The sequence below is a fragment of the Streptomyces sp. NPDC046931 genome (genome assembly GCF_040644655.1).
In the GTDB taxonomy this organism is placed as follows: domain Bacteria; phylum Actinomycetota; class Actinomycetes; order Streptomycetales; family Streptomycetaceae; genus Streptomyces.
In genome coordinates, this window is the sequence record NZ_JBEYWX010000042.1 from 1 (window position 1) to 18,066 (window position 18,066).

The following is an 18,066-nucleotide window of genomic DNA, read 5'->3' on the forward strand; positions in this document are numbered from 1 at the left end:
ACACCACTGAACATCGTCAAGGACTACATCGACAACCAAAAAGCGCCCAGCCTGACCGCCACCACACAAGCACAGAGAACTCCGGCGCTGCGCGCCTCCGAGCCGAGGATCGCATTCCCGCCCGGCCTGAACGCCGGGATTCCCTGCGAAGAACAAGGGATGGCCGCGTCGACACAAGGCGCATCGATGACCGGCGGGACAACGCAGCGTTGCCGACTTCGGTGTTGTTCACGGATGGCCGCCCGGCGAGCCTGTTATCGGACACCACCGACGGCAGACCGGCAGCGTCCTTGGCGAAGTACGAGATGAAGCGAGGAGTTCAATGAGCTCTTTCCAACCTGTCGGGCTGGACAGGCAGTTGGGCTGACAGACGGGTGAAGCCCCTGGTAGATGGGTTTTCGACCAAGAAATCCGTCTCCACCAGAGGCTTCGTGCTGCGCCCTCGTCGAGCAGGCCATGGCCACCCTCAAGTCCTGGCGGCTCCTTCGCAGGCTCCGGTGCTCGACCACCCGGATCACCTGCCTCGTCCAGGCCGTCCTCACCCTGCACTTGGCCAGCTCAGCCCGATGATGGAAAAGCCTCACTCTCTCAGTCCAGTCTTTTCCCCATGCGCGCTGAGAACTTCTCTGTGTCCTTTGTGTGCCACCACTCGAATAGGTGGGTTCGCACAAGCATCCCGAGGTAATTGAGGCTCTCTTCGGAGAGGTCTCCGCTCACCAAACTCGCTTCATAACCCTGGTAGTCAAGTGAGACTTCCCAGAGTTGCCCTGAGACGCTGACCTGGATTTCCAGAAGCAATTTAGGGAAGACGGGCGTCACCTTCACCTCAAGGACTTCAAGAGAGGTTCCTCCTCCCTCGCTCTGCAGTCCTGAAAGTCTTTGGGCGAGTGCTTCCCTTACTTGCTCCGGGGTGGCCATATGGGTCCTCTCAGCACTTTGCCTCTGCACTCGCTGACGCTGCAGCTACGGCCGGGGTTGTGTACTCTACCGTGGCCGTAATGATCCCCTTGGATTCGAAGCAGCGTTCGATTCGCTCATGCGGGTGATGGCTTCGTCACTCCAACGATGCACCCGCTCGGCACGAAGTTCACAGCGGAAAGGCACCGTCCCCGTGCGCTGCACCTTTTCGCCCGCAGTCCTTTCACGGGCGCCTGGAAGGTCACGGCGTTCTGCCGGGACTCGGCTCCTGGCGCGAATGGGTCTGCGGGCGGGCTGGACGTGTGGCACCGTGGAACCGGGCCGGGCCCGCCACTCCCCGAGGTGGCGGGCCCGAACCTGCCTCAGCGGGCGAGGGTGACAGTGACCGGGACATCGGGCAGTTGCTGAGGAGCTCGCTCAGCGCGGTCTTCTCCGTGCGATCGGTGAAGAGTTGGTACTGAACTTGATCGGGTGATGCCGGGCTCGGCTGACGTGCGATGGCATGGCCGTCCCGCTCTTCATCGGTGGGTCGGTTGCAGGCGCTCGATGCGGTCGAGGTCGCCGGCGAGCAGGTCGCGGTGGCTGATGGTGAAGTCTCCGTTGGGCAGGGCCTGCCCTTGGTCGTAGTGCCGGCCCATGACGGCGGTGGGCAGGAAGGCTCGCAGGCGGTGACGCATGTCCCCGGGGTAGTCGACGGGGGTGCCCCAGCCGGCGGGGGCCTGGTCGGTAGAGAGCAGGACCCAGTGGTCCACGGGCACGGCGGCGTTGAGGTCCGGCGCCCTACCGGTGTGGCTGTCCAGGGCCGGCACGGTCAGCCGGTCGGGGTCGAGGGGCGCGTACCACAACAGCAGTGGCTTGGCGCGTTGCGCGTCGGCGTTGTCGAAGCAGCACACAGCGATGGTGTGGTCGGGGAAGTGGTCGGCGTAGAAGCGCAAAAGGTCCGGCTCGAGATCGGGACGCCGGTGCGGTGGCACCTGCCGCAGCGCGGCAAGGACCGCGGTGGGCTCCTCTGCCAGGAGCACCGTGTAGACGTCGTGGTCGAAGACCTGGACGGTCTGCGGTTCCGCGCTCATCCACGCGATGCCGTCGGCTGCGGCGGCGACGCGTTCCACGGCGGCGACCATGCGGTGCAGGACGTCGCCGGTGCGCCCGGTGGAGACGAAGTGCCGGGGGGTGAGCTGCCTGGTGGGCAGGTGCAGCAGCATGGCGTTCGGGCCGTCGGCCAGGTTGACGGCGGTGTTCTGGTAGCCCAGGACGTGGATGAGGCCGTGCACGCGGTGGTGCTGCCGCCCGCAGTAGACGATCGTGCCGGAGAACGAGGCCTCGCCGGTCGAGATGCACATGGCGGCAAGGTACCGCCCTTGTCCGGTGGGAACCGAGCGGATTTGATGCGCCGAGGACCACCAGGGTCGGTGGGCGCTCTCGACGCGGAGCCACGGCGCCCGGTCGTCGTCCCGGCGATGCAGCCTGCGCGGCCCCGGGCTCCGTGCCGCTCAGCCGTCCAGGTCCAGACCGGCGTCGGCCAGGCAGCCGTCGACCAGGAGCGGGCGGTATTGGATCTGCTTGAGCCGGTGCTTCACAGCGCGGGCCCGGAACTCCCCGTACTCCGGCGGCTGGGAACTGGATGGGAGCGCGTCAACGGCGGCCCCACGAAGGCGGAGGTCCTCAAGGAGCTGCTCGCCGACCCGGCGGCCGCCGCGTACGCCGGCGAGATCGCCCTGTGCCCGGAGTGGGGCGAGGTGACCCGCGCCGCGCGTGAGCTGCTGGAGCCGGACGCCGCGGTCATCCTCGACACCGAGACCACCAGCCTGGACGGACAGACCGTCGAAATCGCCGTAATCGACGCGGCCACCGGCAAGAAGCTGATGAACAGCCCTGCGCCTGACCGAGGAGGAGCCGGCAGTCCTCGACAGCCCGGCGAGGGCTCCGCCTGGGCCGCTGCCGGAGACGCTCGGTTGGGTACGCAGGCGCGGTGCAGGGTCAGAGGGACTTCCAGAGGCGGAAGCGGGACTTCTTCGCGACGGGAGCCATCCTGCTGTGAATACGCACGCGACTCTCGTCCGGCAGTTCCTGCTCTCCGGTCAGGCGGACGCTCCCGGACGAGTTGATCGTGACAGAGGAGTGGGGGACGGCCCGCAAAGCCGACACGTCCGCTTCCAGTGTCGTGGAAGAGCGGTGCTCCATCTGGACACCCAGCGTAGTGAGGTTGGGAAACACGTGCCGCAGTTCGCCGAAATCGATGCGGTTCTGCACTTCCGCCGTCAGGCGCAGAGACCGGATCTGCGGAAGCGGCGGCAGGCGAAGTTCCGCAAGACCGGACAGCAGGGCAAGATCTATGTCAAGGTCGACGAGTTCGGGCACTGCCACCAGTTTCCTCAACTCGGCCGCGGCAAAGGAGGTACTGGCTTCAGCGGCCAGGTGAAGTCTCGTGAGCCGTGGCCAGCGTTCAATGCCGTCGAGTGCGGGCGCGCTCAGAGTTGACGGCCCCAAGGTGAGGGCCCGCAGATTTGAAGGCAGGGGCAGGTTCGTCAGCCTCCCCCAGGGCTGGCGGCTGTTGATGGTGACCGAAGTGAGTCCCTGCAGTCCGGCCAGGGGGCTCATGTCCGGCCCTACCGGCATCTTCTCCAACTGCAGATGCTCAATGTTCACGTCGGAGATGTGTGAGTAGTTCTTGAGGCTGCCGCAGTCCTGGAGTCCCAGCGAGCGCAGGCGTGGCGCACAACTGACCAGAAAGCGGAGATCACGGAAAGAGTCATTGCTCACCAGCCGCAGCTCGGTGGGCTCGGTGGCGATCAGCCCGGGCACCATGACATCCTCCGCGAAGGAGCCATTGATCTCCAGTGCCATTACACGACCGATCCGGCCGAGTGCGGACAGCTGGGAATCCGTGCTCACGGTGAGGTACGCACCGGTCAGTTCCATCTCGGACAGGATCTCGTCGACGAACCGCTGGTCGTCGAATGAGCTCCAGGCGTCAACCACCCTTTTCCGCACAAGAACATCGGGGTGGTCTCGGAACTGCCGCAGGATCTGGAAGGCATGCTCGCCGCCGATTCGGGCGGCCGTCTCCACAGTGGCCGCCGCCGCCTCCCTGTCGTCCAGCTGATCGGGCCCCGGCAGGAGATCGAGCACGACCGGCCCCGCACTGGCGAGCTTCTCCGCGGCCTCGGAGTCCCGCGGCGGGAGCAGCAAGGCCGCTCGTTCCTCCGCCTCGCGTCGCACCGCCGGTGCGAGCATGGTGGCGTGTTCCAGGCTGGCGGCGGCAAGCATGTGCAGCCGCGTGCGGATCTCGTCGTTCGGCGCGGCGTCCCCCCGCTCCAGCAGGCTGCCGATCAACATGGCCCGTTCCTCGGGGCGGCCGTGGCCGACGGCCATCCGGACCACGTCCTCCCACTGAGGGTCGGCGGCATGCTCGGCGACCTGGGGGAGGTCCTGGGCCTCGACCGCCGCCTTCGCCCCGAGATAGTCCTGGAACGTACGGTGGACGAAATCAACGGCCTGCGGAGTGGGTTCACGCAGCAGACCGCTGCGGCGCAGGAGGTGACGCAGGACATCCCGTGCCCGGTCGGGCGGGGCCACACCGGGCATCGCGGGCAGCAGCCGCTCGATCAGCCTGACCACCTTGTCCTGCTCCGCCTCGGTCTGGCCGTTGCGGATCAGCCACCAGGCCAGCTCCTGGAGGAGCTGCCGCTGAGCGTCTTCCGGAATGTCGAAGCCCTCCGGTACGCCCACATCGCGTTCCTTGTCGCGGCGGACAAGCAGCATGGTGAGCGCCGCGCCGTACAACTCCATCCGGCTCTCCGGCAGATAGGTACGGCGATCGCGGTGCAACGCGCAGATCATCGCGCACATCAGCGGATTGGTGGCGAGACGGGCCAGATCTCTCTTACGTCGCAGGGTGTCCAGCAAGCGCTCTCTGTACCGGTCACGCTCCGGCGCAACCTCGGCGCCCTCTCCGAAGGCGGCCAGGTGCCAGCGCCCTACGAAAGCCTCGACGTCCTGCTGGTTCATGGGCAGCAGATTCAGCTCGGTGAAGTCCCGGCGCGTCAGCCAGCCCTCGCTCACTGCGGTGGGGCGGGTGGTGATGACGCAGTTGCAGTCCGGATAGGCGGCAAACAGCCCGGTGAGCCATTCCTGGGTTCGTTCCCGGTCGCGTTCGGGGATCTCGTCCACCCCGTCGATGAGAAGCAGCGCACGGCCCGAGCGCATCACCTCCTCCGCCCAGTCGGGCGGCGGGCTGAGCGGAGTACCTGTGGCGGCAAGGAAATTGCCGGGACTGGGCAGAGCCCCCTGCCTGATCAGTGTGCGCAGCGGCAGGACAGAGGGCACGCAGTCGTCGAGATGGCCGAGCCGATAGCTGAAGTCGTCCCGGGCCGCGGTGATGGCCAGCCACTGGATGAGGGTGGTCTTCCCGGATCCGGCCAGACCGCGCAGCAGCACGCGGCGCTTTCCGGACAGGGCGGACTCGACGCGCTGACGGCCGCTGGACACCTCATGCCTGGGGGCGGCTTCCAGGAAGTCGGCGCGGTCCTGGGTGCCCTGGTGGGACAGCTCCAGGCTCAGGTAGGCGGTGTCGAGCGGCCATTGCGCATGGTCACTCCTGTTGAAGTCGAGCCCGAAGATGCGGAGTTCGCCGTAGTTCCGCTCCACGTACGAACGGTAGTCGGATTCGAAACCGGCGCGTGGTGCGCGGCTCCGTCCCGCGTCTTCCAAGGTGGGACGCTCTGCGAGGTGTTCGAAGTACGCGTCGTAGAAGCCGGTGACGATGTGGATCGCGGTTGCCGGGACTGCCGTGAGACGACCATGCTGCCAGCCCTCAGGGTCGGTGGTCACCACACCCACCAGCAGCTCTCCGTCGAAGAGTGCTGCCCCGGACATCCCTGCCCACGGGGAGCCGCCGTCCCGGGGTGCCGGCGGCGTATGGACGAGGTCGACCACGTACCCTCCACGCACCATGCTCGACCCCGGCTTGAGCGTCCCGACCAGCTGCTCGCTGTCGAGCTGCCCTGTCCCACTGCGTTGAACAGCGGGGAAACCGATCGCCTGGCAGTTGGCGCGCGGTTTCAGATCGCTGGTCTGTCCCCAGCGGACCGGCTCCCATTCAGCGGCGGTTTCGGGTGCGACCAGGTCATCGGCGGCCAGCAGCAACGCCACATCGCAGTTCTCGCGGGTTCCGTCCCAGACCGGTCGGCAGGCGATCCGTCCACGGCCCTCGGGGGCGATGGCGTGAACGCTGTCGCTGCCCACGACGACATGGGCTGCGGTGAGGACCAGCCGGGGGCCGAGGAGATATCCGCTGCCCTGGCGGGAGGAGCCCAGGACGGCGGCGATGCGCTCCTTGCGCGGACCGGACACGGCGCGTCGCCCGCCTACTCGGTGCGGCCAAAGGCGGAGGTGTCAGCTGGGGCGTCGTTGCCGACCTCCCAGCCACCGCCTGTACGCGCGTTCTTGGGCCGGAGCGTGAAGCTGACCCTGTGGGTCTGCGCCTTGGACCGGCCGGCATCGGCGTCGGCCGAGATCACCCACGCGCGCACACCGGACTTCACGCGCACGTCACGGCGCAGTTCGACCGTGAACTCCAGATGGATGTCCCCCACCTCAAAGGACAGTTCACCGCCGGTTCCGCGCGCTGCGGCGGTGAGCAGCTCATCGCGTACGGCCTGGACGGCGTCCGCCAGCTCGATCCCGTCGATCCCAGGGAAGTCGTCACTCATCTGGTCAACGCTATGCCAACGCGTCTGCCCGCGTCATGAGTTCGGGCCCGGACGTCCAGGGGGAGAAGTCGCGCGCGATGGTGCACAGGCCCTCGGCGGTGCGCCCGGCGAAGTGCGCGCCCGAACGCTCCGCGTCCGGGTCGTCCAGGATCGTCTGACGGTCGTGGGCGACGGTGATCCGCGGACGTGAGCCAGAAGCGCCGCTGTGGCAGGTGTGATGGCTCGGATGTCCTGGTCGTGGTGTCGTCACTTCCCGGGATCGTCGTTGGCGTCGCGCAGTTCACGCATGGCATCGGCGAGCCTGACAACCCCGTCGCGTCCGAGAGGAAGGGTCCCCACTGGCCGTTATCCCAGTGGATGTCACCAGCACCTGCCCTACGCCAGTAGCAGAAGCTCACAGTGGCTCTTCCCTGGCCGTCAGCCCGGACAGCCAATGAATCCGGTCAGCCTCCGAGTCCACCTCCGAAAGACCGGCGTCAGCCTTTGCCACGCCCTTGCGGTCTTGCCGCACGTACCGCACATACGTCGGGTCAGATCCCTGCACAGCAGGAAGCGACACGTACCCGACGTGATCTCCATTGAGCGGCCCTCCGGTCCCTGGAAGGAAGAGTCGGACGGTGCCTCTTCGATGTTCTCAACCTGCTTGGCAAGGAGCGCACCAAGAACCCCGGCTGCTCTTCCCATCCGCCTCCCCCGTCTTCGCTCTCTCCCGTAGCGACATGAAGGTGAAGCAGTCCGCCAACCACATCCTCGACGCCCAGCGTAAGACCGCCTGTGACCCGGGCGCCTCCAGCCCGCTGCATCGCATCACCAACGAGAAGACCATCAACGCCCACCGCAAAGCCATGTGCGCGAGGGTGCACAACTCCGACCCTAGGAAGTACGACTGCGACGAGTACCCGTTCGCCGCCAGCAGGGAGGGCGGTAATCCGGTCCGTGGCCGTACCGGGATCGTCTGCGCTGGTGACGACCGCAGCGCCGGTGCTCGCCTCGGCGGCTTCTACAAGGCCCAGCGCGTTCTGGGCGGCGACGGATACGTTCGTATCAAGTAAGGCGCGCAATGTGCGTGCCGCAGGTCCCGACTGTCCTGCCAGGACGTAACCGGCGGGCTCTGCGGGCACGATGGGGGTTCTTCATGCAGCGTTGCAACTGGCCGCTCCTTGTCGGCCGCACCCGGCCGCTGAAGATGAAGGAGTGGGGCGACCTGGCCGTCATGGACCCCGACGCTGGCAAGCAGCCGCGCGGACGCGGGTTCCTGGCGGCCGAGAAAGACTGGCTGCACATCGACGCCGGAAGCGCCCTGGAGAACCCCATCGTCATTCTCTACGCCGGAGACGACCCGGGAGCAGAGAGCGGCTGGGACGAGGCCGAAGAGATCACCCTGGTCTCCACGACCGGCTTCCTCGCCCTGTGCGACAGCGGATACCAGCCGCTGCGCAAAGAGAATCTCGCCACCGCAGGAGTCGGGCCCTACCTGATCCGCGTCCATGCCAGTGACCGGTCCTTGGATGGCAAGAAACCCCGCTTCCTCATCCAGGTCATCCCCGGCGAGCGTACGGGGGCCGAGCCCGAGCCGCCTTCCCCCACGATCGAGGAGTCCGCCGGTCCGCTTTTGGTACGGACGTCCTTCGGGCAGCCAGATGAGTGGGCGCGCTTGCTCCAGGCCCTCGAGGCAGGCTCGGAGCACTACGAGTCGATCACCGTTATCGACAACCGCGCCTACGCGGGCTTCACGGCGGATCAGATCCAGGCGCGGATCGGGCGCGATGACGAGGACTGGCCCGACAGCACTCTCGTGCTCATCGCCGACGAGCGAGCACTGGCCTCCCCAGAGCTCCCGTTGCTGGCCGTGAACAACCTGCCCGACGATGACGACGATCCGTTCAGGATCACCCTCGCAGCGGCCGGTTCATTCGTCATCAACATGGAGCTGGCGAACACGAGCTTTGGCGAGTGGGGCCGTGGTGTCGAGGCCGACGGCGTCTACCGGGAAGAGCACTACTGACAGTGGGCAGGGGGCGCACACCGCATGGGTGCGCCCCCTGCGCACTGCCATCCAGTGGTGAACGAGCGTGGCAGCTGCCAGGAGCGCTGGAGGTCTGGCTGGTGCCGGGTGCGGGGGAGTGTGGGAGTGTCATGGCAGGGCGTTCGTCCCGCACGCCTACGCCGGCGCTCTTCCGGGCCGCGGGCCCTGCTGGAACACGCGCTGCGCACCCCCGGCGTCTCACCGACGCCGGGGGTGCGCATGGTGCCGCTGGCCGAGGCGCTGTTGGTGACGTTCTCGTGGTGGGCGCTGGAGAGGTGGTTCCCGCAGACAGTTTCGCGGCTTGGCCGGAGTCAGGGCATCTGGTTGAGTGCCTGCTGGAAGGCGGCTGCGTGCTTGGCCTCGTCGTCGGCGGTGTCGCGGAAGTAGGTGGCGGCGGCGGTGTCGCCGACGGCCGCGGCCCGCTCGGCGAACCCCGGGTACAGGTTGGTGGCCTCGTTGTGCTCCCCGGTGACGGACTTGCTCAGGTTGTCCTTCGTGGTACCCACCAGACCGGCCAGGACCGCTTCTTCGGCGAAGTGTTCATGCAGTTCGACCCCGGCTGTGCCTTCGAAAAGGCGGGCCAGGGCGGGGTTGCCGTTCTGCTCGGCGTGGGCGGCGAACAGCATGTAGCTGGCGTGGGCGAAGCCCTCACCGTGCATCGCCGTGGCGAGGTTGGCCTTTGTGCGGGCGGCCTTCACCTTCGGCAGCCCTGCGGATACCGGCACCATGCCGGCCTTCGGCGGCGCCGGAACAGTGCCGCGGCCGGTGGTCACGACCATGAGCGCGGTGCGGTAGGCATCGCGATGGCGGCCCTCGTCCGCGGCGATCTCGGAGAACAGCTTGGCGGCCTCGAGGTCTCCGTCCTTGCGGGCCTGGTCGGCGAAGCCGCGGTACATGACCTGATGCTCGTAGGTTTCGCCGTTGATGGCCTGGCGCAGGTTGGCCGCGTCCGTTCCGACCGCGCCGGCCAGGGTGGCTGCCTCGTGCAGGTGCTCGTTCAGCTCGGTCTGCGCTGTGGTCCGGAAGAGCTTGCCCACGGCCGGTTGGCCCTCGCGGTCGGCCTGGGCGCCGTACAGGTTGTAGGAGGCGTAGGCGAACCCTTCGCCCTTCATCGCGGTGGTGAGGTCTGAGAGCGTCTGCGGGCTCAGGGCCTGCGCGGCGCTGTACGCGGCCCGGTGCTTATCGGCCGGCACCGCAAGGGCCACGGCCGTGACAGCCTGCGAGGCGGCCGTCAGTGTGCACAGACCGACCAGGAGCCTACGTATCGAGTGACGGGACATGACGTCCTCCTTCGGGGCGCTATGGGTGCGGGCGCCTTCTCCTCATGTGACTCGCACACGTACGCCCCCACCCCTTCACGTAGTCCTTTCGAGTGGATACGCACAGTGATTGCGCGCCGGATCGGTCGACGTGCTCCGCTTGCCTCAAGCGCCTGACGCCTCCGCAGAACACACCCGGCGGCCCCGCCCCGCTACAAGGACGGCACCGCGCTGCGGCTCGGTCGACGGGCCGGATCGGCTGGTGCGCCGGACCAGGATGTCGCCGAGGGAGGTGAGGCCGCGGACAGTGGCGCTCCCTCATCGGATGGGATGGGGCGTCATCCGGGAGGAGATGCTCGGCCACCTGGCCCCTCCAACAGCGCCGCTGGCATGGTGCGTGTTTCTGATCCCCGGCTCTGAGTAGTCGTGAGTGGTATCCGAGGACGTCGGTCGGGCCGGCGAAATTCGTAGGTGGGAACCCCGCCGTCTCCGACTCCGCCTCTTCTTCGTCGCAGCCCGGATCGTCACGACCGCCCACCGCCGGCACCTGTGAATCGCACGCCACTGGCCCTGGACCGACGTGATCACAGATGCCCTGGCACGGCTGGGCATCCTGGCTGACCAGCATGTTCCCGTCCCTGCGAGCAGCACCACCCCGACCGGAGCCGTGGAACCCGGCGCTCACCCGACGCGACGGCTGGGCCAATAGCTGGCCGCCATCAGCCCGAACAACCGAAACGGCACGCCGAAGAAACCGAGGGACCGTCACGAAAGATCGAGGTTAGTCGAAGGCTAGTCGGCTTGTGGGCAGCGTCCGTGTCTCCAGTGGGCCCGTGCTCGTTGGCCAGTTGTGTCCAGCGGGCTTCAGTGGCGAATCGTCACCTTGCGGGCGGTGCCGTCCCCTCAGCTGGTGCAACTGCGACGGTGCTGGCGCGAGGAGACGGGCGCGCAGACGGTGGGCTTGGTCATCCTCGCTGCCGTCGCAGCGATCACGGTCGCGCATGCGACGATCATGGTCGTGCGCCGCCTTATGAGCCGCCGCGCCGCTGGTACCGACGTGGCGTTGAACCGGTAGGCGGGCCCAGTTCGTGCCGCCACGCGCCCCACAGGTCCCGTCACCGTGCACCTGGACGCCGGCTACGACTCCGACAAGACCCGCACTCTGCTCGACGAACGCGGCCTGCACGGCCGGATCGCGCACGAACGGGAAGGCGCCCACCCCAGTCGGCGTTGGCAGCTCGAACGCACCCACACCTGGCGGAACGCCTTCCATCGGCTCGTCCGCTGCTACGAGCGCCAGGCCACCGTCATCGACGCCTTCCTCGACCTCGCCGACACGATCACCACCCGGTGTTTCCGACCTGCGGCCCGATGTCAGCGGAGCCAGGCATGGTCGCGGACCAGCGGCAGGGACGCCCAGGCACGGCCCAGCCCCCAGGTGTTTCCGGCGCCCACCGCGGCGAGCACGATCAGGAGCACCGCGTAGACGATGTGGTAGTCCACCACAGGATTGGTGGACATGCTCGGAGATCCGTCGGAGAGGTGCTTTGCGGGCGGCCATTCCGCAGCCCACATCAAGACAAGCATGATCGTGCCGCAGACCGCGGTGATCCTGAGCGCGACACCGCCCAGCAGGGCGAGCCCGATGCCCAGGAGCCCCAGCATGAACAGCCAGTCGGCCCAGGTTGCGCCGGCCCAGCTGCGGAAGGTCGACTCCAGGGGACCGACGTTGACGCGCCTGAGGAAGCCCATCGTGGGGGAGCCACCGTTGATCCATGCTCTTGACGGTGGTGTGATGTAGCCGAAGCCGAAGGTCTTGTCCAGGAAGGCCCAGAGGAACACGAAGCTCATGATCAGCCGTGCGCCTGCTGCCACCCTGGCTGCGGCGGGGTTGAGCCCGTCCTGTTTGGCCAGATCGCGGGGCTGGTCGGCCGGAGGAACCGTCTGGTTCCGGTGCGGGAGCCAGCGCGCGTGGTGGAGAGTCATGACGTTGCTCCTCCGATGATGTGGTTGCTCCTCCGATGATGTGGTGGTGGAAGGAGTCCTTGTCACCACCCAGCGTGTCGAAGGAGCCCGCAGGCCGGTACGGGTCGAAGGTCCTCGACGGGGGACGGGCGGCCCACCTTCGGGCATGACGGGAAGGGCCTTGGCCACCATCAGGGACGCGCTGTCCGCTTTGTTCCGGCTGGCGGAAAACCTCGGCGCGGGGGCGGACGGCGCGGCGGAGCAACGAGCGTCCGGGCACGTGCCCCCAGCCCCTTGCGGTCCTCGTGGTGCGCAATCCTGCGGTCGACCGGGGTGGTCCTCGAGGGAAGCCCGACATGTTGCCCGTGCGCTGCCTTGCCGAGGTCGGCTCCGTCTCCGTCAAGCGCCGGGTGCTGAAGACATTCCTCACCGGGGACGAAGTCACCGACGAGGTCCGCTCACCGGGTTCGGCCCGGGTGTCGGCGTACACCTCAAGGTGTTCGGCTCCGCCCGTGCTGTACACACCACGCATTCCGCCCTCCACCTCCTGGAGGCGGAGCCCGGCATGAACTGCGCGAACCGCCGACCGCGCATCTGATCTTCGGTCAGGCAGGCCTCACGCGTCGGTGTGAACGAGCGGTCCAGGCACCGGCCGACGTCACATCCGCCACTGCCTGCCGGGCTGTCTGGTCGACGCGGGCGTGGCGGCCCTCTCAAGGTGTCACAACTCTTCTCGTCTGCCGTGGCCACGGTCAACGGCAGCTGTGGGCAGGTCAGTCGGTCCGACGCCGACGCTGTGGGCCTCAGTGAGGTGGCATTCCACGTCCACGACACCCTCCACGGCGCGAACGAGACGCGCGGCGACGGAGATGAGCGAGGTGTCCCTGATATGACCGCGAAGGGTGACGACTCCGTCTTTCACGTCCACATGGATGGTCTCCGCGAGAGCCGGGAAGAGCGGGGCGACGACGGTGCGGCGGACCTCTTCCGCCAAGTCCTGGTCCGACCGAAGGAAGACCTTCAGCAGGTCGGCCCGGCTGACGATCCCCCGCAACATGCCTTCGTCGTCCACGACGGGGAGCCGTTTGACGCGCTTCACGGCCATTATCCGGGCCGCCTGCGCCAAGGTGACGTCGGGATGCACGGTGATCGCAGGGGTGCTCATTAGGGCTCCGGCGGTCAGACCTCCGGCCTTGGACGTGGCGGACAGGAGCTCCCGCTGCTCGGACGGGGTCGGGATACCAGCGCGGAACTCCTCCTTGGGCAGCAGGTCGGCTTCGGACACCACCCCGATGACGCGGCCCTCGCCCTCCAGGACCGGCAGGGCACTGACCTTCCACTGCTCCATGGTCCTGACGATCTCCCTGAACGGTGCGTGGCGCCCGACGGCCACCACCGCCATGGTCATCACATCGCTCACGATGTGCGGTGTCCCGGCCATGGAGACCTCCTCCCGCGACGATCAGGCCGGGCGCGGCAGGAAGCGCACAGCGCTTCGCCGGAGTACGTCGGTGCTTCGCAGCCTCGGCCCTGTCCCTCCAGCGTCCCAAGGGAGCGGCCGGTCGGCATCCGGCCGAACCCCCGTCGCAGGCCATTGCGCCTGTCGCGGGGGAATGCAGGCTTCAGGCGGTGGACTGGGCGGTGGACGAGGCCGCGCGCCACGGACTGTCGCTGCGGCTGCTGTGTGCCTCCCTTTGGGAGCGCCAAGGGCCGATCGGGTACCCGAAGAGGCTGCAGGGCCCTTACCCGGTCCGGCCCCGAGCACGCCACGATGGGCACGAGGCGCACACCACTGATGTGAGGAGGCCGTGCCATGCGGACGCGTCTTCGGGGACACCGGCCTTCGTACCAGTCGGGCCGAAGGCGGCATGCCAGGGCACTGGGCGTTCGGGGAAATCCACTCGAACGGCGGTCGGACCGCTTCGAGCGTGGGGTCCGGCTGCTGCTGATGGCCGTACTCCTAGCGGCCGCGCCGATGGCGGCGTGGATCGCCGGAAGCGCGACCTACAACCATGACAGCCGGCTGCGTCAAGTGCAGATGGCTGAACGGCACCGGGTCACGGCGCGGCTGCTGTCCGATGCCAAGGACGGTGGCGATCGCACCGACGGCAAGCTCAGTTCTCATGCGTCGGTCCACTGGAGTGATGCCCGCGGGGCCCGCTCCGCCGTGGCACCGGTAGGGGCCTGGCAGAGGAAGGGAGGCACGGCGACCGTGTGGCTGGATACCCACGGCAACGTCGCCACGCCGCCTCCCACGTCGGACTCGGCAGCGCTCGCCGGTGTCGGAATGGGCTTCGCCGCCGCGGCGGGTGCTGCCCTGATCGTGGGCGGTGTGTGGAATGGTGTTCGCGGCCGCCTCGATCGTCGCCGCTTCGAGCAGTGGGATCGGGAGTGGGAGCTCGTGGAACCACGGTGGACGGGGCGTCGCGCCCGGTGAAGGGACGCTGGGCGACCGGCTAGTCGCCGTTCAACGCCTGTGAGGGGCGGTCCGCAGGTCAGGGTCAGGGCGTCCGTGCGACCAGGAAGTCGATGCTGTCGTTCAGGGTGGTCAGGCGCGGGTGGTCCTCCTCGTCGGTGCGCAGGCCGGTGCGTTCCGAGAGGATCTCCACGAAGCTGAGGAAGTCCAGCGAGTCGAATTCGAGCGCGTCACGGAACGCGGCGTCCGGGTCCAGGTGGGTGAGGTCGGCGCCGGGCACCACGCGGGTGATCGCTTCCTCGACGGCGGTCTGGGCTTCGCTCCGGTCCATCACAGGTCCTCCGGTTTCTGCAGCAGGCGGTCGACGGCGGTCAGGAACCGGGCTCCCACGGCGCCGTCGGTGGCTCGGTGGTCCGCCGACAGGGTGGCCGTCACGACCGGCCGCACACCGAGCATGCCGTGGTCCGCCCAAGGGCGCTCGACCACGGCCCCGAAACCGACCAGGGCGACCTGGGGCGGATGGATGACACCGAAGACCGTCTCGACGCCCTGGTCGCCGAGGCTGGTGACGGTGAGGGTGCTACCGGTGACCTCGGTGCCGCGCAGCCGTCCTCTCCGGGCCCGCTCGACGAGATCCTTGAGCCGGGCCATCAACTTCACCGGCGTCAGCGAGTCGGCGTCACGGATGATGGGCGCGGCGAGGCCTCCACCGCGCAGCGATACGGCGAATCCGAGGTGCACGCCGTCGCCTGGGACGAAACCCCCGCCCTGCCAGGAGCCGTTGAGACCGGGGACCTCGAGGGCGGCGTCGGCCACGGCCTTGAGCAACAGAGCGGTCGGCACCATCCGTTCTCCTACGGGCAGTTCCCGGTTGCGTTCGCGCAGCCAGGCGACCGCTGCCGCCATGTCGATCGTCGTGGCGACGTAGTAGTGCGGGATCTCCCGCTTGGCCCGGCTCATGAGGTCGCCGATGGCACGGCGCATCGCGGTCGGCTCTCGGGGGGTCGTCTCGGCGCGGGAGGGCGGCGGGACCGGCGTCGGCGCGGGTGGCGGGGCTTCGGTGACGCCGGCGGCGGACATACGGACGGACGGAGTGCGCGCGGCGTCCCTCACGTCGGCGGCCCGCACGGCTCCCTTCTCACCGGTGCCGTGAAGTGCGCGGAGATCCATGTGCTGTTCTGCGGCGAGGCGTCGGGCGTAGGGGGTTGCGCGCACACGTCGGGCGGGTTCGTGTGCGGCCTGCTCGACGTCCGTACGGGTGATCCTGCCCCCGGGCCCGCTGCCGTGAACCGTCGCCAGGTCGATGCCCCGTTCGTGGGCGAGGTGTCGTACCAGTGGCCCTGCTTCGGCGTGCGCCACGCCGGACTGCGGCACGGTCGCGGCGGCGGCTGGCGTGGTGGGTTCTGTACGCTCGGCCGGTGGGCGCCTCGCCGCGGCCGGGGCCTTCGGTTGCGCCACCGTCCCTTCAGCCCGCTCTTCGGACGGCGTACCAGGGACGGGCTCTCCGGACTCCTCCGCCGGCGTCGCTACGGCCGCCGGGGCCTTCCTTGCCGCTTCCTCCGGCCCGGCTGCTTCGATGAGGGCCAGTGGTGCACCCACGGGGACCCTCGTGCCTGGCGCGACGAGCAGTCGGCCGACGGTTCCGGACTCGAAGCACTCGACTTCGACCGCGGACTTGTCGGTCTCGACGACGGCGATCACATCGCCGCGAGCCACTGTGTCACCGGGTGCGACGAGCCACTCCTGGAGCATGCCCGCCTCCATGTCCGCGCCGAGCGAGGGCATGGTGAACTCAGCCATGGTGCCCCACCGCCTCGCGGGCCGCGGCGACGATGTCCTTCGGCTGCGGCAGTGCGGCCTCCTCCAGATGGCGGGCGTAGGGGATCGGCACCTCCGCACTGCACACCCGGCCGACGGGTGCGTCGAGTTCGTAGAAGGCCTGCTCGGTGATCCGGGCGGACACCTCGGCGGCGAGACTGCCGGTGCGCCAGCCCTCGTCGACGACGACGGCGCGGTGCGTCCTGGCCACCGATGCGATGACCGTGGCGTCGTCCAGAGGGCGCAGGGTGCGGAGGTCCACGACTTCTGCGCTGATGCCCTCGGCGGCGAGAAGGTCCGCCGCAGAAAGGGCTTTGGGCAGGGAACCGCCGTAGGTGAGCAGCGTGATGTCGTCACCTTGGCGGCGGACGGCTGCGGAGGAGATGTCCAGGAGGCCGTCCGAGGCGGGGAGTTCGCCGGAGAAGTTGTAGAGCGATCCATGCTCGAAGATGACCACGGGGTCGGGGTCGGCGAGTGCGGGGGCGAGCATGCCGCGCGCGTCCTGGAGCGTCGCGGGCGCGAGGACGCGGATGCCGGGGATGTGGGCGTACCAGCCTTCCAGGCTGTGTGAGTGCTGCGCGGCGAGCTGCCGTCCGGCACCGGTGGTCATCCTGATGACGACCGGTACCGAGAGCTGCCCGCCGGACATGTGCCGCAGCGTGGCGGCGTTGTTGAGGATCTGGTCGAGCGCCAGCAGACTGAAGTTGACCGTCATGATCTCGACGATGGGCCGCATGTCGGCGACGGCCGCGCCGATGCCCGCGCCGACGAACGCGGACTCGGACAGCGGGGTGTCGCGCACCCGCTCGGGCCCGAACTCCTCGACCAGACCGAGACTGACGCCGAAGGCACCGCCGTACTTGCCGACGTCCTCGCCCAGTAGGAAGACCCGGTCGTCGGACGACAGCGCCTCGCGAAGGGCTTCGCGCAGCGCTTCGCGGTACGTCGTCGTGACGGTCTTCATCGGCGTGCCTCCGGCAGGTCGCCGGGGGCCGCGCTGACGTGGCGGAGGAGGTCGGCGACGGGCTCCACCGGGGCGGCCTCGGCGGCGGCCACGGCGCCGTCGACCTCGTCCGTGGCGCGCCGGTCCAGTTCGGCGTATGACGCGTCGTCGAGTTCACCCGCCGCCCTCATCCTCTCCGCGAGCAGCACCAGCGGGTCACGGGCACGCCAGCGTTCGATCTCGGCCTTGTCGCGGTAACGGTCGGGGTCGTACATGGAATGGGCGCGGAAGCGATAGGTGTGGAGTTCGAGGAAGTGCGGGCCATGTCCCGCGCGGATGCCGTCGACTGCGCGGCGTGCCGCATCCTCGACGGCGACGACGTCCATGCCGTCGACGGCCCAGGCGGGCATGCCGTAGGAGGCGGCGCGCATGGCCAGGTCGGTCTGCGCGTGCTCGGCGGGGAGCGGGGTGCCCATCGCGTAGAGGTTGTTCTCGCAGGCGAGCAGCAGCGGCAGGCCCCAAAGGGTGGCGAGGTTCGCGGTCTCGTGGAACTCGCCTTCGGCGAAGGCGCCGTCGCCGAAGAAGCAGCACACGATGCCCGGTCCGTCGCGCATCTTCTCGGCGAGGGCGAGCCCGGCGGCGAGCGGGATGCCGCCGCCGACGATCGCATTGCCGCCGTAGAAGCGGCGGTCCGCGTCGAACAGGTGCATCGACCCGCCGCGGCCGCGGCTGCACCCCGTGGCCTTGCCGTACATCTCCGCCATGACGGCGTCGACAGGAACGCCGCGGGCGAGGGCGTGGCCGTGTTCACGGTAGGTGGAGACGACGGCGTCGGCCTCGTCGAGCGCTTGGAGCACGCCGACCGCCACGGCCTCCTCCCCGATGTAGAGATGCACGAATCCCCGGATCTTCGCGGCGCTGTACAACTCGACACAGCGTTCCTCGAAGCGGCGGATCAGCAGCATGCAGGACAGGAGATCCCGGTGGTGTTTGGCCGCTGCGTCCTG

At 68.5% G+C, this 18,066-nt stretch carries 15 protein-coding genes and 2 pseudogenes; 5 read left to right on the plus strand and 12 right to left on the minus strand.

Annotation, left to right across the window (positions count from 1 at the left end):
- Positions 1 to 438: 438 nt before the first annotated feature.
- A pseudogene (locus ABZ876_RS37720) lies at positions 439 to 570 on the plus strand (IS5/IS1182 family transposase); the annotation flags it as partial.
- Positions 571 to 588: 18 nt separating this feature from the next.
- Here the strand turns inward: ABZ876_RS37720 and ABZ876_RS37725 are convergent.
- The 5 genes from ABZ876_RS37725 to ABZ876_RS37745 all read right to left on the minus strand — a co-directional run bounded on the left by ABZ876_RS37725 (position 589) and on the right by ABZ876_RS37745 (position 6,882).
- Positions 589 to 918, minus strand: a complete 330-nt coding sequence (locus ABZ876_RS37725; protein ID WP_361790477.1) for a hypothetical protein — start codon at positions 916 to 918, stop codon at positions 589 to 591.
- A gap of 518 nt (positions 919 to 1,436) precedes the next feature.
- A complete protein-coding gene (locus ABZ876_RS37730) occupies positions 1,437 to 2,261 on the minus strand; it encodes a hypothetical protein (protein ID WP_361790480.1) in 825 nt (274 codons plus the stop codon).
- A gap of 637 nt (positions 2,262 to 2,898) precedes the next feature.
- Positions 2,899 to 6,273, minus strand: a complete 3,375-nt coding sequence (locus ABZ876_RS37735) for an NACHT domain-containing protein (RefSeq protein ID WP_361790483.1) — start codon at positions 6,271 to 6,273, stop codon at positions 2,899 to 2,901.
- Positions 6,274 to 6,287: 14 nt separating this feature from the next.
- Positions 6,288 to 6,632: a trypco2 family protein gene (locus ABZ876_RS37740; protein WP_361790486.1), complete on the minus strand. Its 345-nt coding sequence runs from the start codon at positions 6,630 to 6,632 to the stop codon at positions 6,288 to 6,290.
- 10 nt (positions 6,633 to 6,642) lie between these two features.
- Positions 6,643 to 6,882: a hypothetical protein gene (locus ABZ876_RS37745; protein ID WP_361790489.1), complete on the minus strand. Its 240-nt coding sequence runs from the start codon at positions 6,880 to 6,882 to the stop codon at positions 6,643 to 6,645.
- Between the two features lie 469 nt (positions 6,883 to 7,351).
- Between ABZ876_RS37745 and ABZ876_RS37750 the strand changes: the two genes are divergently transcribed.
- Both ABZ876_RS37750 and ABZ876_RS37755 read left to right on the plus strand, forming a co-directional pair.
- Positions 7,352 to 7,684 carry a NucA/NucB deoxyribonuclease domain-containing protein gene (locus ABZ876_RS37750; RefSeq protein ID WP_361790492.1) on the plus strand — a complete coding sequence of 111 codons (333 nt, stop codon included), beginning with the start codon at positions 7,352 to 7,354 and terminating at the stop codon, positions 7,682 to 7,684.
- Positions 7,685 to 7,698: 14 nt separating this feature from the next.
- Positions 7,699 to 8,637, plus strand: coding sequence for a hypothetical protein (locus ABZ876_RS37755; protein ID WP_361790495.1), 939 nt, complete (start codon positions 7,699 to 7,701; stop codon positions 8,635 to 8,637).
- Positions 8,638 to 8,969: 332 nt separating this feature from the next.
- Here the strand turns inward: ABZ876_RS37755 and ABZ876_RS37760 are convergent, their stop codons facing one another.
- Positions 8,970 to 9,938, minus strand: a complete 969-nt coding sequence (locus tag ABZ876_RS37760) for a ferritin family protein (RefSeq protein WP_361790498.1) — start codon at positions 9,936 to 9,938, stop codon at positions 8,970 to 8,972.
- A 1,093-nt stretch (positions 9,939 to 11,031) separates the two neighbouring features.
- On the opposite strand from ABZ876_RS37760, the pseudogene ABZ876_RS37765 reads away from it, so the two are divergent.
- Positions 11,032 to 11,265: pseudogene (locus tag ABZ876_RS37765) on the plus strand (IS5/IS1182 family transposase); the annotation flags it as partial.
- Between the two features lie 26 nt (positions 11,266 to 11,291).
- Here the strand turns inward: ABZ876_RS37765 and ABZ876_RS37770 are convergent.
- Positions 11,292 to 11,903: a hypothetical protein gene (locus ABZ876_RS37770; RefSeq protein ID WP_361790501.1), complete on the minus strand. Its 612-nt coding sequence runs from the start codon at positions 11,901 to 11,903 to the stop codon at positions 11,292 to 11,294.
- 700 nt (positions 11,904 to 12,603) lie between these two features.
- On the minus strand, positions 12,604 to 13,323 hold the full coding sequence (locus tag ABZ876_RS37775; RefSeq protein ID WP_361790504.1) for a CBS domain-containing protein: 720 nt from the start codon (positions 13,321 to 13,323) through the stop codon (positions 12,604 to 12,606).
- Positions 13,324 to 13,857: 534 nt separating this feature from the next.
- Between ABZ876_RS37775 and ABZ876_RS37780 the strand changes: the two genes are divergently transcribed.
- Positions 13,858 to 14,319: a hypothetical protein gene (locus ABZ876_RS37780; RefSeq protein WP_361790507.1), complete on the plus strand. Its 462-nt coding sequence runs from the start codon at positions 13,858 to 13,860 to the stop codon at positions 14,317 to 14,319.
- Positions 14,320 to 14,383: 64 nt separating this feature from the next.
- On the opposite strand, the gene ABZ876_RS37785 is transcribed toward ABZ876_RS37780, so the two are convergent.
- From ABZ876_RS37785 to pdhA, 4 genes are read right to left on the minus strand one after another with little or no spacing between them, the layout of a single operon-like run.
- Positions 14,384 to 14,629: an acyl carrier protein gene (locus tag ABZ876_RS37785; RefSeq protein WP_361790510.1), complete on the minus strand. Its 246-nt coding sequence runs from the start codon at positions 14,627 to 14,629 to the stop codon at positions 14,384 to 14,386.
- Positions 14,629 to 16,098, minus strand: a complete 1,470-nt coding sequence (locus ABZ876_RS37790; protein ID WP_361790513.1) for a 2-oxo acid dehydrogenase subunit E2 — start codon at positions 16,096 to 16,098, stop codon at positions 14,629 to 14,631. The genes ABZ876_RS37785 and ABZ876_RS37790 overlap by 1 nt, the downstream gene beginning before the upstream one ends.
- Positions 16,091 to 17,080: an alpha-ketoacid dehydrogenase subunit beta gene (locus ABZ876_RS37795; protein WP_361790516.1), complete on the minus strand. Its 990-nt coding sequence runs from the start codon at positions 17,078 to 17,080 to the stop codon at positions 16,091 to 16,093. Before ABZ876_RS37795 ends, ABZ876_RS37790 begins: the two co-directional genes overlap by 8 nt.
- The gene (gene pdhA, locus ABZ876_RS37800; protein ID WP_361790561.1) at positions 17,077 to 18,024 is read right to left on the minus strand and encodes a pyruvate dehydrogenase (acetyl-transferring) E1 component subunit alpha; all 948 of its coding nucleotides are present in this window, start codon (positions 18,022 to 18,024) and stop codon (positions 17,077 to 17,079) included. The genes ABZ876_RS37795 and pdhA overlap by 4 nt, the downstream gene beginning before the upstream one ends.
- Positions 18,025 to 18,066: the final 42 nt, after the last annotated feature.

Bases quoted from the DNA above. Each gene is read 5' to 3' on its own strand.
- ABZ876_RS37725 (WP_361790477.1), bottom strand. From the start codon at position 918: ATGGCCACCCCGGAGCAAGTAAGGGAAGCACTCGCCCAAAGACTTTCA.
- ABZ876_RS37730 (WP_361790480.1), bottom strand. From the start codon at position 2,261: ATGTGCATCTCGACCGGCGAGGCCTCGTTCTCCGGCACGATCGTCTAC.
- ABZ876_RS37740 (WP_361790486.1), bottom strand. From the start codon at position 6,632: ATGAGTGACGACTTCCCTGGGATCGACGGGATCGAGCTGGCGGACGCC.
- ABZ876_RS37750 (WP_361790492.1), top strand. From the start codon at position 7,352: ATGAAGGTGAAGCAGTCCGCCAACCACATCCTCGACGCCCAGCGTAAG.
- ABZ876_RS37760 (WP_361790498.1), bottom strand. From the start codon at position 9,938: ATGTCCCGTCACTCGATACGTAGGCTCCTGGTCGGTCTGTGCACACTG.
- ABZ876_RS37770 (WP_361790501.1), bottom strand. From the start codon at position 11,903: ATGACTCTCCACCACGCGCGCTGGCTCCCGCACCGGAACCAGACGGTT.
- ABZ876_RS37775 (WP_361790504.1), bottom strand. From the start codon at position 13,323: ATGGCCGGGACACCGCACATCGTGAGCGATGTGATGACCATGGCGGTG.
- ABZ876_RS37780 (WP_361790507.1), top strand. From the start codon at position 13,858: ATGGCGGCGTGGATCGCCGGAAGCGCGACCTACAACCATGACAGCCGG.
- ABZ876_RS37785 (WP_361790510.1), bottom strand. From the start codon at position 14,629: ATGGACCGGAGCGAAGCCCAGACCGCCGTCGAGGAAGCGATCACCCGC.
- ABZ876_RS37790 (WP_361790513.1), bottom strand. From the start codon at position 16,098: ATGGCTGAGTTCACCATGCCCTCGCTCGGCGCGGACATGGAGGCGGGC.
- ABZ876_RS37795 (WP_361790516.1), bottom strand. From the start codon at position 17,080: ATGAAGACCGTCACGACGACGTACCGCGAAGCGCTGCGCGAAGCCCTT.
- pdhA (WP_361790561.1), bottom strand. From the start codon at position 18,024: ATGCTGCTGATCCGCCGCTTCGAGGAACGCTGTGTCGAGTTGTACAGC.